This is a genomic window from Paenibacillus sp. JNU01, from assembly GCF_059130585.1.
The window spans coordinates 5741097-5755596 of the sequence record NZ_CP169723.1; the positions used below are offsets into that span (position 1 = coordinate 5741097).

Below are 14500 nucleotides of genomic sequence, written 5' to 3' on the forward strand. Positions count from 1 at the left end.
GCCCAGCGAAGGGAGGCGGAGCATTTGGAGTTGGAAGGAATGGAAGAGAATCATCAGCATGAGCAGCACGAAGGAAATGAAGAATTACAGCCACCGACCCCAATACAACCTATTCATGATCGCTCCTTGAAAGCTGTTGTCATCGGTCTCGGTTATGTAGGTTTGCCCATGGCCATCGAGATGGCCCAGGCAGGATATCGGGTTCACGGGATCGATATCGATACCTCCAAGGTAGCCAAGCTGCGTGCCGGACATTCGTATGTTATCGGTATAGATGATACAGTCCTGCAGTCTCTCATGAAGGCAGGTTTGTTCACGGCCAGCACGGATTATACAGCGGTGGCACAGGCGAATGTCATTGTAATCTGTGTGCCCACTCCGCTGACTGCCGAGCATCAACCGGATATCTCGTATATTGCGTCTGCGGTGGATGGCATGACTCCATATTTGCAGGAGGGCAGTCTTGTTATATTGGAAAGCACGACTTATCCGGGCACGACGGAAGAAGTCGTGAAACAACCGATAGAGGCGGCAAACGGCTGGCGGGCGGGAGAACAATTCTACGTTTGCTATTCTCCCGAACGGGTAGATCCTGGCAGTGTGCATTATGGTGTGAAAAATACGCCAAAGATCATTGGCGGCTCTACGCCTGCCTGTCTGGAGTATGGTAAACAGTTCTACGGCTCGTTCCTCAACGAAGTTGTTCCGGTCAGTTCAACGACGGTAGCGGAGACGGCGAAGCTGTTCGAAAATACATTTCGCAGTGTCAACATTGCACTCGTCAATGAGCTGACTCCGGCCTGTGAACAGATGGGCGTGAACATCTGGGAGGTGTTGGGTGCTGCGGCCACCAAGCCGTTTGGTTACATGCCATTTTATCCCGGTCCAGGCATCGGCGGACACTGTATCCCGATCGATCCCATCTATCTGTCCTGGGCGGCAAGCCGGCAAGGATCAGAGTTGCAATTCATCCAGCTGGCAGATGCAACCAATCGACAGATGCCAGAGAACGTAGTGAAGCGTTCAGCAGAATTGCTGGAGCAAAAGGGGATATCTCTGCGGGGCGCGCGCGTTGTGCTGGCGGGTATGGCTTATAAAAAAGACATCGATGACTTGCGCGAATCACCTGCGCTGGACGTCTTTCGGCTGCTGAGCGCAGCGGGGGCAGAAGTCGTTTTCACCGATCCGATGGTGCCTGTCTTCCGCAAGGATGATGGCACAGTGCTGCACGCTAGTCCGGCGGTGCCGGAATTGTGGGCATGGGCTGACTTGGTGATCATCACAACGGATCATACGGGATTCAATTATCAGGAGATGGCGGATCATGCGAAGCTGATCTTCGATACACGCAACGCAACGGCCGGATGCCACGGAGGAAATATTGTGGTGTTGGGCCAGCCTGTGCGGCCTGAGATGAAGGGAGTATGCGAGCAACAGGAGAGTATAGCATCGGTAGGACAAAAAGAAACGGCAGTCAAGGATGGTGCAGCTCACCATGAAGTTGCCATCGGCCCCGACGAGGATCAGGGAGACGCCCATGGCAAATCATGATCGTGTGAGTGAACGTTACTATGGCGAGATTAACTCGGAAGATTCTCATGAAGCAACGAGAACGCGTATCCACTGGATGTGCCGTGAGGCGACAGGCAAACGCATCCTGGATGTCGGGTGCAGTCAGGGCATTACGTCCATTCTGCTGGCACGTGAAGGATTTCGTGTCACTGGCATTGATCTGGAGGAAGAGAGCATTCGGTATGCACAAGAAGAACTTGCCAAAGAGTCCAGGCCGGTCAGGAATAATGTGGATTTTCGGATGCTGGATATTACGCAATGGAAAGTCAGAACGACTTTTGACACGGTACTGCTGGGAGAAGTACTGGAGCATTTTGCTCATCCAGAGACGTTATTGATTCAGATTCATCGGCTGTTGCAAGAAGAGGGGACGCTGGTGGTAACCGTGCCATATGGATATCATCCGTTCTATGATCACAAGCAGACCTTCTATGCAGGAAATCTGGCGATGTGTCTGATGCCCTATTTCGAAGTCTTGAAACTGGAAGTTCATCATAAATATCTATGTTGCGTTGCCCGCAGACGGCGGAGAACACAGCTGCATATGTCGCCAACGTTAGATCAACTGATGGAGTGGATGGAGCTAGATCATGCACATTTTGCCGAGGTGGAACAACAGCATCTTCGCGTAATGAAACAACGCAAGAAGGCACTGGACAGTGCGGTGGAGCAGGTGAAACGGTTTCGTCGTCAGGAGAGTGGGGATGGGTAGCAGTAAAGGTGGGAACAGGGCAGGAAAAAGAAAAGAGATACGGCCAGTGGCAAGGCAGGGGGAGAGAAAGTGGCAAGGGCAGGGTTAGAGCCTAAGTCAAGGACAAGGACAGTCTATGTTCTAACGAATCTCACACGTCTTATATTGGTGATTTTCGAGAGGTGACAAATCTAACGAATCTAAGCGACGCTATTTCATTAGAAAGCTGTGATAAAAGAGGAATGCATGCCTAAAACGCAAGGATAGCGCGCCTCAGATTCGTTAGTTTTTCCAAGTGGCTGAAATACAACTAATAGCGTTACCTCGGTTCGTTAGCCATAGTGAAAATGATGTCGATGTATTCTTTATTGGACTTTGAGATTTGAGGGAATGAGAGTGCTAGTACTTTGTTTGAAGTAACTAGTCAATGAAAGAGCAAAGCCGTCATGACATTTCGCAATACGCGTCTGACAGGAAGGGGCTCAAAATGTGATAACCATCAGTCTGTGCATGATTGTGAAGAACGAGGAACGCATGCTAGCGCGCTGTCTCGACTCGGTTGCTGGCATCGCTGACGAGATCGTCATTGTGGATACCGGTTCATCAGATCGCACGATGGACATTGCTGCGCAGTACACCAACCAGGTCTACACGTATGAATGGAAGGAAGACTTTGCAGCAGCGCGGAATGAGTCATTCGCCAAGGCCACGCAGGAGTATATCCTGTGGCTGGATGCGGACGATGTGCTGCTGCCCGCGGAACGGGCGAAGCTGGAGGTGTTGAAGCAGCAGCTTCCGTCTGAGGGGGAAGCGGCGGCTGTGATCTTGAACTACACGCTGGCCGAGGGGCCGGAGGGAAGTCCGCTTGTGACGGACCGACGCCTTCGCCTGGTCAAGCGGGATGCCGGGTGCCGCTGGCATGGCCGGCTGCACGAGCAGCTCAGCTTCCCGCAGGGCGAGGTCATTACGGCAGACATTGCCGTCACGCATCGCCGCGAAGCGGGACATCATTCGGCGCGAAACGTGCGCATTCTGCGCAAATGGATCGCCGAAGAGGGCGTAGCCCAAGGTCGCCTGCTGTTCTATTATGCAGGCGAATGTTATGACCGCCAGCAGTATGCGGCGGCGGCACGCGGGTACGCGAAGCTGCTGGAACAGCCAAGCGGTTACCGCGAGGATCGCCTGATTGCCTGCGCGAGGCTGGCGGAATGTTATGAACGACTGGGCGAGACGGGCCGCAAGCTGGGGGCATTACTGCAATCGTTCCAGTATGATCTGCCGCATGCCGATTTCTGTTGCGCCATTGCTGCCTGTTTCCATGAACGGCATGAACCCGTCTCGGCGATCTACTGGTATATGCAGGCAGTCGATGTGAGCAGCCGCGATCCGGGTCTGCGCCCGGTACCTGTCGCCTGTCGCACCTGGTTGCCGCATGCCCGGCTCTCCCTTTGTTATGCCCATCTGGGCAACTGGGAGCAGGCATTGATGCATAACACCAAAGCCCGTGAGTATTTGCCCAACGATCCAGGGCTGCTTGCCAATCGGCAGAAACTCGAAGTAGTGGTGCGCAAAGAGATGAAGGAACGGGAAGAACGTGGTGCAGAGTCACCTCGTAAGTAAGGAGACGAACTGGGGCAGATGAGGACTGAAGCGTTTGAAGCGGGGAAAAGGAAATAAGGCAAATAGATTGAAGCATAAGTGAAAGAGCAGAAGCAGAATGATAGATAAATTATAATGCTGCCATATGTTTTAAGTCCGATAGATACGAATTGTTAATGAACAAAAGAAGCCCCGCTTAACCGAAAGAGTCGGTGAGTGGGGCTTCTTACGCTTCGCGTACCCCAAAAGTATCTCCAATCATGATGTAATGTAAGTAAGCATTTTTTGGGGGGTTCACAAGCCTTCCACAGCGTAGAACTTCTGGTGTGCGATGCAGTAAAGATTAAGCATCAAGATGAGAGTTGAGTATTCAAGGCCGTCATATTAGCTGCTAGTACGTTGTTTTACTTTTCCGGTGCCAGGCAGCGCACATACTGGTCTTTCATCCGTAAGCTTTTGCACGCCCAGCCCCGTCCATCATATATTTCCTCCTCTATGTTCAGTGTAATGGTCTCATCCGTGTATTCATTCCAGTTTTCAATCCGGATTGTATTTTCACTTTCCCATTCAAGATGGTTATTTCCGTGGTGCTCGGCACGATATATCGTTTTTACCGTGGAGTCCTCAGGGGCATTTGTCTTCTTCACATCGACCCAGATCGTAACGCCGCCTGCCGCACCACCGTAAGGTACACCATAAATCTCGGCAGTATATTCACCGTTCCGTGAAGGCATGGAATAACTCAGATCTCCCAGCTCGGAACGGTCAAATGTGGAGAAGTATGGACGGAGCCAGAAGTACAGGAATACGGAAGCAAACAGCACAAGGATCAATAGTGTAAATGTAGTGAGAATCGGGTGTTGACGTATCCATGACTTTGATGGTGATTTGTTTGAAGGATTAATTCCATGAGGATGTTGTTGTTTCATAATAAATTACTCTCCTTTGAAGGTGTTGGTTAGGAACAATAAGGAAATCGATATGTAGATGTAGATATGCCAAGGTTCTCTCTTTAAGCTATTTGTTAATTGATGGTAACACATTATGTTATTGATTAAAGCAGGTTCGAGCATTTTACAGTAAAACGCGGTTGCTCATTCGGGGCTGGGCCGTTAAACTAAAGGGAGCGGCGTTTGCTTGACGGACAAGTCATGAGAACGCCATTTTGTTGTCAAGGATGCGGTATTTGAGCCGCTTTCGGATGTCAGAATCGGATCGGACCAAGCTGGTGGAAGAACACCGGTGATAAGTAAGGAGTCTTTACATGAGTGTGCAAACACCAACTATTGAAGAAGCGCAGGGTCTCCTGCAAAAATATTATGGCTACCCCGACTTCCGTGAGGGACAGAAAAAGATTGTAGCCAGCCTGCTCGAACGTGAAGATACGCTCGGCATTATGCCAACCGGGGGCGGTAAGTCGATCTGTTATCAGATCCCCGCTCTGTTATATTCGGGTCTGACACTAGTTGTCTCCCCGTTGATCTCATTAATGAAGGACCAGGTCGATGCGTTGACGACCGCTGGAATTGCTGCCGCGTATATTAATAGTACACTTAGCGGCAAAGAAGTGAATGATCGTATCCGCGCGGCGCAACGCGGTGAGCTGAAGTTGCTCTATGTCGCGCCTGAGCGACTGGAGCTGGATTGGTTCCGCGAGGAGATGGGCTATTTGCCGATCTCGTGCGTTGCTGTGGATGAGGCCCACTGTGTGTCACAGTGGGGGCATGATTTTCGGACAAGCTACCTGGCGGTAGCGCCGTTTGTGGACAGTTTGCCGGAGCGGCCGGTGGTTGCGGCCTTCACGGCAACAGCGACGCCCGAGGTCATGGGCGATATTCTGCGGCTGCTGCGTTTGCAGGACCCGCAGACGTATGTGACCGGACTTGGGCGGGATAATCTGGCGTTTAGCGTGCTTCGCGGCGAGAGCAAGAAGGACTTTGTCCTGAATTATGCGCGCGAGCATGCCAGCGAGCCTGGAATTGTATATGCCGCGACCCGTAAGGACGTGGATGATCTGCATCAGCGTTTGTTGCAGGCGGGATTGCCAGCTGGACGCTACCATGCCGGCATGACGGATGATGAACGGGCCCAGAGCCAGGAAGCTTTTTTGTACGATGATATCCGAGTGATGGTGGCAACGAATGCGTTCGGGATGGGGATTGATAAATCGAACGTGCGTTACGTAATTCATAACAGCATGCCGAAGAACATGGAGGCATATGTACAGGAAGCCGGACGTGCAGGCCGGGACGGAGAGCCCAGTCAGTGTATTCTGCTATTTGGGGCACAGGACATTATCACCCAGAAGTTCCTGATTGAGCAGAATCCGATGGAAGGCGACCGTAAACAGAACGATTACCGGAAGCTGCAACAGATGGTGGATTACTGTTACACGACGCGTTGTCTGCGCAGTGCGCAGCTGGATTATTTCGGTGAGGTGCATGACGATACACCTTGCGGTATTTGCAGTTCCTGTACGGACGACCGTGAGCTGGTAGACATGACGATTGATGCTCAGAAAATATTCAGCTGCATTCACCGCATGCGTGAACGGTATGGTGTATCGCTGGTCGCTTCGGTGCTCAAAGGCTCCCGTGCCAAAAAGGTGCTTGATTATGGCTTCGATTCCCTGCCAACCTATGGTGTGATGGGAAATCGCACAGAGCGCGAGATATCGGAGATCATCAACGTGATGGTATCCGAAGGATATCTGATGCTGTCCGAGGGGCAGTATCCGGTCGTTCGTTTGCAGCCACTTGCGGTGGAAGTGCTCAAAGGTCAGCGTGAAGTAATGCAACGTGTCGTGCGCAAGACAGCGGCGACGGCTTCGGGTACGAATTATGGTGGACGTCGTGGACGCGATGCGATGCCATCTGCGGTTAACGAGACGGTATTTGAACAACTTCGTCTGATCCGGCGTGATCTGGCGGCGAAAGAGCATGTACCATCGTACATTATTTTCAATGACGCGACCCTGCGCGAGATGAGTGTGGTATGTCCACAGACGGAACGTGACATGCTGGATATCAAAGGGGTCGGTGAGGTCAAGTATCGCAAGTACGGACTGCCGTTCCTGGAGTTTTTCCAGAAGCAATCCGGTGAAGAAGTGGATACGGATGATGATGCATTTTACGAGTTTGAGTAGTATGCAAAGGTATAATCAGATATGAGCAAGTTGGGATGAAGTGTGAATTGTGGTTACATTCGCGCTTTCAGGTCTTTGAGGCTCATGTGCGTAAAGCTTAAAGGATTGTAGAGATGCTATATGTCTATTCAGAGGATATCTTCAAACCTGTCGAAAGCCGGAGCGCAATTAAGTTTGAAATGGAATTGGACTAGAGTGTGTCTCTGTATTGTGGACAAATTAAGGTGAATTGTCTTTCAAAGGGTGGACATTGGCGTTAGGGATGTCTGAAAGTAGCATGTACAATATGTGGTTTTGTTTATTGGGTTGCGCACTGTATGTTGTGTTTTTGGTTTGGCGAGGTGTATATGTCTTTTTGAAAAGAGTGTCCACTCTTTGAAAGACAAAAGTAGAAAATGTCCATGAGACATTGGAATGGCTAGTTCAAAAGAGGTTTGCATGAACAGCATCCGGGGCAGGATGGCTGTGCAGCTTTACTTTTACCAAAAAAATATGGTCTGGGTGTCCAGGCAAAGGTTGTGAACCATGAAGGTTATTCTTTCTACATTAAATGCAAAATACATCCATACCTCCTTGGCCTTGCGTTGTCTGAAGGCGTACAGTGAGAAGGATTTTGATATTGATCTGGCGGAGTATACGATCAAAGATCCAGTCATGAACATTGTGTCTGATCTATACCAGCGCGGCGCGGACGTGATTGGGTTCTCGTGTTACATCTGGAACATTGAAGAGACGATTAAGGTCATTGATAATCTGAAAAAGGTTATGCCTGACGTGAAAATTTTGCTGGGCGGGCCGGAAGTGTCCTACGACACGGAATATTGGATGAACCGAATTCCCAATGTCGATTTCATCGTGATGGGTGAAGGGGAAGAGACGCTGCATCAGCTGTTGATGGAGCTGGAAGGAAGCAAGAAGTTCCACTTTGTCTATGGACTGGCGTATCGCAAAGGGGAAGAGGTTATTCTCATGCCAGGACGCCCGAAAGCGGATCTGAACGATCTGCCGTCACCGCACCGATTTGAAGAGGATATTCCCGACCTCGGGAAACGTGTGGTTTATTTTGAGACCAGCCGGGGCTGTCCGTTCAGTTGTCAGTTCTGTCTGTCCAGTATTGAGGTCGGCGTGCGGTATTACGATATTGAGCGGACGAAGTCGGATATTCTGTACCTGATTGAGAAGGGTGCGAAGCTGATCAAGTTTGTGGATCGGACGTTTAACATCAAGCGGGATTATGCGCTCGAAATGTTCAAATTCCTGATCGAGAATCATCAGGGGACGGTGTTCCAGTTTGAAATTACGGCAGACATTATGCGTCCCGAGGTACTGGATTATCTGGCAGAGAATGCGCCGCCGGGCACATTCCGCTTCGAGATCGGGGTTCAATCCACGAATGATCCGACGAATGAACTGGTGAAACGCCGCCAGAACTTTACCAAGCTGAGCCGGACCGTCAACAAAGTCAAAGCCAGTGGCAAGATCGACCAGCATCTGGATCTCATCGCCGGACTGCCAGAGGAAGATTACAATACGTTCCGCAAGACGTTTAACGATGTATTTGCCCTGGGGCCGGAAGAGCTTCAGCTCGGATTCCTCAAAATGCTGCGTGGTACGGGTCTGCGTCTGGATGCGGAGAAGTACAACTATACGTATATGGATCACGCGCCGTATGAGATTCTGGGTAGTGATGTGCTGCCGTTTAGCGACATCGTGCGCTTGAAGCGGCTGGAGGATGTATTGGAGAAATACTGGAACGCACACCGGATGGATCACACGCTGAAGTATCTGATGGAGCAGGAGTTCAATTCGCCGTTTGATTTCTTCCAGGCATTCGGGGATTACTGGGAGGGGCAGGGTTGGCAGAAGATCGGTCACCAGCTGGAGGATCTGTTCACGCGTCTGCACAGCTTCCTGGAGTCGCGGAACACGCCGCATATGGATGTCGTGCTTGGCCTGATGAAGCTGGACTATTTCCTCGGCCACAAGTACAAACCACGCAAAATCTGGTGGGAAGATCCGCTCCAGAAAGACCAGTGGGCGGGTTATATGAAAACGTTGGCTGAACGTCCGGAAGACGTTCGTCTGCCACGTGTTGCCGGTGCCGCTGGCACGGCATGGCTGGAAAGTAGCGGCACGGGTCCGAGTGCCGCTGTGGCAAGTTCGGCTGCTGCCGGAGAAGACTCTGCCGCAGATGCGGCGGGTGTGATCGGCAGCGATGCCGGGGGTGCAGCGTCGCTCACTTCGGGCGACGCAACAGGGTCCGCCGCGGATGGAGCGGCGGACGGGGAAGACGGCAACGCTTCGCGTGCGTTGCCGATGACCTCGGCCATGACCGCACAGACGGTCATGGGTGCCCGGGCTTTCGCCGACCTTGGTCTCGGCGAAAAGGAACTGCAGAAGCACACCGTACTGGATTTGCTTCCGTTCCGGCTTGAGCGTGTGCTAGCTGGCGCCAGCCCGCTTGCCGCGAAAGGCCGGACGCTGCTGGTCGTTGTGTACCAGCAGCACGAAGGGCAGCAGGCGCAGTATTACATGCTGCCGCTGGGAGAAGAAGCCGCTGCCATGTAGGTGCAGCGACCATATTTCCGAAAGCATCGGAAGATCACTAGATTCCCTTACGGGATGAAGATGATCTTCCTTTTTTATTTTGTTAATTTTATAGAACTCATAAATCCAATTAAGCTGAAGGGAGAGTTTTTATGAAAGATAAAGCAGAAAACACCATCATTTTAACCAAAGGTTCTGATGATACGTTGTTTGTGCAAATTCCGTATAATACGGTGCATATCCAGCGCATTCGTCAGGTAACAGGAAGAAGGTGGGAGCCTGACACGAAACGTTGGGTCATCCCCTATTCAGACACATCTCTTCAGGAGTTTACAAAGCACTTTGATGCGCGAGATGTAGAGATTTCCCCGGAGCTGTGGGTGGAGAGTGATATATTGAGAAAATGGAAGTTACATGGAGAGAAAACACAATGGAGAAGAGATGAGTTGCAACAAGCTCTAAAATTGAGAGGGTAAAGCATACTGTAATCAGATTGAACGATTTGTGACCAGTCTTCCTCAGATCGATACAGAAATTCATGCATCTCATGTCCAGACATATTGTTTGAGATTGCTTGAGCGAGGAGTCTCCCATTCCAGTGTAAATCAGACGATTAGTGCGATCCGATTCTATTGTAAACATGTGTTACTTCATCCTGCCGAGTTTCAATATATACGTCCTAAAAAACAAAATAAGTTGCCCAATGTCATGTCCGAAAAAGAAGTCACCCAATTGCTGAAAACTGTGACTAATCTCAAACACAAAACAATTCTTTATCTAACCTATTCGGCAGGGCTTCGTGTCGGCGAAGTCGTTCGTCTACGCTGTAGTGATCTGGACATTGAGCGTCAGACCATTATCGTAAGGCAGGGAAAAGGTCAAAAGGATCGAAGAACTCTTCTCTCCCATCTTGCTTGGGAGATTGTACAGAAGTACATCGCCGAATATAAAACCGATCGTTGGTTGTTTCCGGGACAGTCTTCAGATCGACATCTTACGGAGCGCAGTGTACAAAAGGTTTTTGAAGAAGCTAGACAAAGAGCGGGTATTGTAATAAAATGCAGCATTCATGCTTTGCGGCACTCTTTCGCTACACATTTGCTGGAAAATGGAACAGACCTGCGCTATATTCAGGAGCTTCTTGGTCATACGAGTGCACAAACAACACAACGATATACGCATGTGAGCACGAAAAATATTCAGCGTATTCAGAGTCCACTGGATGGTGTGGACATGGGAGATTGAGTATCTCAAATCTCTCCCTTTTTCACCAAATTTCTCTTCGCATATATCGCCTCATAGGTTATCATATACGTAGTTCAGATATTACTTTGGAAGTATGGTATTTACGAAGTAAATAAATTAGATGTTAGCTGAAATTCCCCTAAATCTATAAAATGAAGGTGTATTCAATGAAGAAACTCATTGTAATAAACGGAACAATGGGAGTCGGAAAAACCACAATTTGTAAAGAATTATATAAGTCACTTGATAAAGCAGTATGGTTAGATGGTGATTGGTGTTGGATGATGAATCCCTGGATAGTAAATGAAGAGAACATGCGAATGGTTGAGAATAATATTACATATTTACTAAGAAACTTTTTATCAAATTCTACATTTGATTATGTCATTTTCAACTGGGTTCTTCATAGAAAAGAGATCCTAGATGGTTTACTTGACCGTTTAGGTGATTTAGATTTTCAGGTTAAGAAGGTTACTTTGTTGTGTTCTGAAGCTGCATTACGACAAAGAATGAATCAAGATAATAGATCGGAAGAACAAATTACTTTAAGCATCAAGAGGTTAAGAATGTATGAGAATATGGATACTAACATTATTGATACAAGTGAAAGTGGGATAGAAGAGATTATTGAAAGAATAGCGGAAATAATATGTTGATGTTAATTTTGAGAAGAGGGGAACATCACCTAACATAATATTCACAATGCGGACATTCGTCCTTGGTCTTGCAGTCGCCAGACACCCAGCATAAGCTGGGTCGTGAATACAGGAACGTTATCTGAAATCAGGACAAATATGTAATATCAAAATCTAGGAGTGTGATTCGACTTGGAGAACTCAAATTTAAAAGATCTTATTGAAAAATACCTGAGCGCATATAACACGTTTAACATTGATGGAATGATAGGAGTTTTGAATGAGAATATTCATTTTCGAAACATTTCTAAAGGTGAAGTGAATTCGGAAACAAAGGGGATACAGGAATTTCGCACATTAGCAGAGCAGTCAATTGAGGTATTCTCTCACAGACGTCAAGTAATAAAGAACATTACTTTCACAGGAGATAAAGCAGAGGTTGACATTGATTATGAGGGAATATTGTCCAGTGATCTCCCTAATGGAATGAAGGCAGGAGAAACATTAAAAATTCAAGGGAAATCAATATTTCAAATGAAAGATAAGATGTTGATACTGATTGAAGATCATAGTTGAAACATTGTTGAAAGTTATTCATAGATTATCCTGAAATCAGATAACAATATATTCACGCATCGGGCATACGCCCTCGATCCGGCTGAAGCATTTCAGGGAAGCAGAGGCTGCCGGACACACTTGGCATACGCCAAGCGTCGTGAATACAGGAACGTTAGATGAAAGATCGGCAGTATCCTAAAAACATAAAATGAAATGAAAGAGGAACAAGTATGACATTGATAGGACTTATAAGACATGGAGTAACAGATTGGAATGATGAATACAGGGCACAGGGACAAGTTGATATACCTTTAAATGATGAGGGACGAAGGCAAGCTGAATTACTATCTAAGAGAATGGAGAACGAGGAGTGGGATTATATTTATTCAAGTGACTTATCAAGAGCACTCGAAACAGCAGAAATGATAGGAAGGATTAAGAATGTTGAAGTGAAAACTGACCCGCGATTAAGAGAAATGAACTGCGGTCTTATTGAGGGAACAACTGAACAAGATAGAGTTAGTAAGTGGGGATACGGATGGTCCAAACTAGATCTTGGTATAGAACCAAACGCTGAGATAATCACAAGAGGAATGAATTGCCTAATGGACATTTCTGAAAGACACCCCGACAAAAAAATATTGATAATAAGTCATGGAGCACTAATTGGACTGACTCTAAAGAAACTAATTCCGCACATCGATACAGAAGAACACCTCCATAATACATCAGTAACAATTTTAAATAAAGACCGATTCAGATGGGATTGTGAACTATATAATTGTATTACTCACTTAAACGTTGAATAAATTATGAATAGCAAATCCGAAGAAGGCCAATCAATCATTTATCTTGTATTCACGCAGCGGGGCTATCGGCCCTTGGTTGACAGATGTATAATCTTGGAGGAAGCTCAGTCAACAAACGCCCAAGCCTAAGATAAGAGTTATCTAAGGATTGGGCGTTTCGTGAATATCAGAACGTTATGCGAAACTAAATGAGATTTTGAAGAATGGGTGATCTAATTGAATAATATTGAGCTTCAAAGCTGGATCGGTACATATAAAATTATGGATAGAACTTGACGACTGAACAATCATCAAGCCTCTAGGAGGCATTCGACCTTCTTCAAGGAAATTAACCACCATCATATCCACAAGATAAACGGGAATGTGCTGTAGACTAAGGACCCTTTATTCCGTGCTACAGAAGTTCGTCGGTATTCTCAGTAACTTTGCGAATTACTTCTTGTGTAATATACTTAGTATATTAATATTATGATGTCAGGGTGGTTTTGTGGAATTGCATTTATACGAGCAGATATATAGCTATATTGTACAAGAGATTAAAGAAGGTCGCTTAAACGAAGGTGACCGGGTCTCTTCTGAAAAAGAGTTGGCTGAACAATTTGGCGTCAGTCGTATTACATCTAAAAAGGCTTTGGAGAAATTGGCAGATTCTGGGGTTATTAAACGAATACAAGGAAAAGGTTCATATGTGGCCGATGGTATCATTGGAGGACAAGAACCGAAGCATTATTCAGAGGTAAGAACAACTTTGGTTCCTGAGGACGATAAGCGGGTGATCGGGTTTATTATACCGAATTTTTCTGACGAGTTTGGCCTGGAACTTCTTAGATCGATGGAAAAGCGGAGTGCTGAGCATAATTATCAACTCGTTATCAAGCGAACTTGCGGAGATCGGGATGAGGAAAAACGTGCGATCGACTTATTTATTGGTTTAGGCATCAAAGGATTAATCGTGACCCCCATTCATGGTCAACACTATAATTCTGAACTGCTCCGACTTGTATTAGATCGGTTTCCAATTGTTTTGGCCGATAGATATCTAAAAGGAATTCCGGTTTGTTCGGTATATACAGACAATAAGAAAGCAGCCATGGATCTTACGCGTCATCTGATTAGCAAAGGTCATAAAAAAATTGCCTTTTTATCTCCGCCGGAAGAGAACACTTCAACATTGGAGGAAAGGCTGTTTGGATATACGTTTGCCTTCACCCAGGAAGGAATGAATTTGAACAAAGATTATGTATTGACGAACTTGACGGGCACCCTTCCCAAGAACATAAACGGAACAGCGATTGAAAGTGATAAAGAAACAGTAAAGCATTTTTTGAAAAAACACCCTGATGTAAAGGCATTTGTCGCATCGGAATTTCTAATAGCTACCATGCTGGCTCAAGTCATCCACTCGATGGGGAAATCTCTGGAGGAATTCGAGATCGTTTGTTTCGACTCCCTGAACGATCACCTGGGTCAACCCATCTTCACTCATATTAAGCAGGATGAGAAGCAGATGGGTGAATTGGCAGTGGACATGTTAATCTCTCAACTGCATGGAACAGCAGTTCCCGAGCTGAACATTATTAACCATCGTATGGTTGTGAAAAATAACGGATAGGGTTTATTCAAGTGCAGCTAAACCAAAGCAAGGGTATTGTTCAAAGTGTCGAGAAGTCCCGATGGGCTTTTCGGCACTTTTTTTTGA

The 14500-nt window shown here is 47.3% G+C and carries 12 protein-coding genes and 1 pseudogene; 12 read left to right on the plus strand and 1 reads right to left on the minus strand.

Translation table 11 applies throughout. The annotated features are described in order from the left end of the window. The first annotated feature begins 24 nt into the window (after nt 1-24). The 3 genes from NLBNIHML_RS25000 (at nt 25) to NLBNIHML_RS25010 (ending at nt 3883) form a co-directional block, all read left to right on the plus strand. Entirely contained in the window at nt 25-1551 is a 1527-nt protein-coding gene (locus NLBNIHML_RS25000; RefSeq protein ID WP_494353023.1) for a nucleotide sugar dehydrogenase, read from the plus strand. Next, nucleotides 1538-2284: a class I SAM-dependent methyltransferase gene (locus NLBNIHML_RS25005; protein WP_494353024.1), complete on the plus strand. Its 747-nt coding sequence runs from the start codon at nt 1538-1540 to the stop codon at nt 2282-2284. The genes NLBNIHML_RS25000 and NLBNIHML_RS25005 overlap by 14 nt, the downstream gene beginning before the upstream one ends. 468 nt (nt 2285-2752) lie before the next feature. Beyond that, nucleotides 2753-3883: a glycosyltransferase family 2 protein gene (locus tag NLBNIHML_RS25010; RefSeq protein ID WP_494353025.1), complete on the plus strand. Its 1131-nt coding sequence runs from the start codon at nt 2753-2755 to the stop codon at nt 3881-3883. Between the two features lie 383 nt (nt 3884-4266). On the opposite strand, the gene NLBNIHML_RS25015 is transcribed toward NLBNIHML_RS25010, so the two are convergent. Next, complete coding sequence (locus NLBNIHML_RS25015; protein ID WP_494353026.1) at nt 4267-4791, minus strand: DUF5412 family protein; 525 nt, start codon at nt 4789-4791, stop codon at nt 4267-4269. Nucleotides 4792-5126: 335 nt separating this feature from the next. Here NLBNIHML_RS25015 and recQ point away from each other — a divergent pair, with 335 nt between their 5' ends. The 9 genes and pseudogenes from recQ (at nt 5127) to NLBNIHML_RS25060 (ending at nt 14413) form a co-directional block, all read left to right on the plus strand. Then, a complete protein-coding gene (gene recQ / locus NLBNIHML_RS25020) occupies nt 5127-7007 on the plus strand; it encodes a DNA helicase RecQ (RefSeq protein ID WP_339240531.1) in 1881 nt (626 codons plus the stop codon). A 525-nt stretch (nt 7008-7532) separates the two neighbouring features. Continuing rightward, nucleotides 7533-9575, plus strand: coding sequence for a B12-binding domain-containing radical SAM protein (locus tag NLBNIHML_RS25025; RefSeq protein WP_494353027.1), 2043 nt, complete (start codon nt 7533-7535; stop codon nt 9573-9575). Between the two features lie 131 nt (nt 9576-9706). Beyond that, a complete protein-coding gene (locus NLBNIHML_RS25030; RefSeq protein WP_494353028.1) occupies nt 9707-10030 on the plus strand; it encodes a hypothetical protein in 324 nt (107 codons plus the stop codon). 28 nt (nt 10031-10058) lie between these two features. Beyond that, nucleotides 10059-10142: pseudogene (locus NLBNIHML_RS25035) on the plus strand (hypothetical protein); the annotation flags it as partial. Nucleotides 10143-10262: 120 nt separating this feature from the next. Continuing rightward, entirely contained in the window at nt 10263-10799 is a 537-nt protein-coding gene (locus NLBNIHML_RS25040) for a tyrosine-type recombinase/integrase (protein ID WP_494354762.1), read from the plus strand. A gap of 167 nt (nt 10800-10966) precedes the next feature. Continuing rightward, on the plus strand, nt 10967-11455 hold the full coding sequence (locus NLBNIHML_RS25045; RefSeq protein WP_472473727.1) for an AAA family ATPase: 489 nt from the start codon (nt 10967-10969) through the stop codon (nt 11453-11455). A 171-nt stretch (nt 11456-11626) separates the two neighbouring features. Continuing rightward, nucleotides 11627-12010, plus strand: coding sequence for a nuclear transport factor 2 family protein (locus NLBNIHML_RS25050; RefSeq protein WP_472473725.1), 384 nt, complete (start codon nt 11627-11629; stop codon nt 12008-12010). A 212-nt stretch (nt 12011-12222) separates the two neighbouring features. After that, on the plus strand, nt 12223-12801 hold the full coding sequence (locus tag NLBNIHML_RS25055; protein WP_494353029.1) for a histidine phosphatase family protein: 579 nt from the start codon (nt 12223-12225) through the stop codon (nt 12799-12801). Nucleotides 12802-13288: 487 nt separating this feature from the next. After that, on the plus strand, nt 13289-14413 hold the full coding sequence (locus NLBNIHML_RS25060) for a GntR family transcriptional regulator (protein WP_494353030.1): 1125 nt from the start codon (nt 13289-13291) through the stop codon (nt 14411-14413). Nucleotides 14414-14500: the final 87 nt, after the last annotated feature.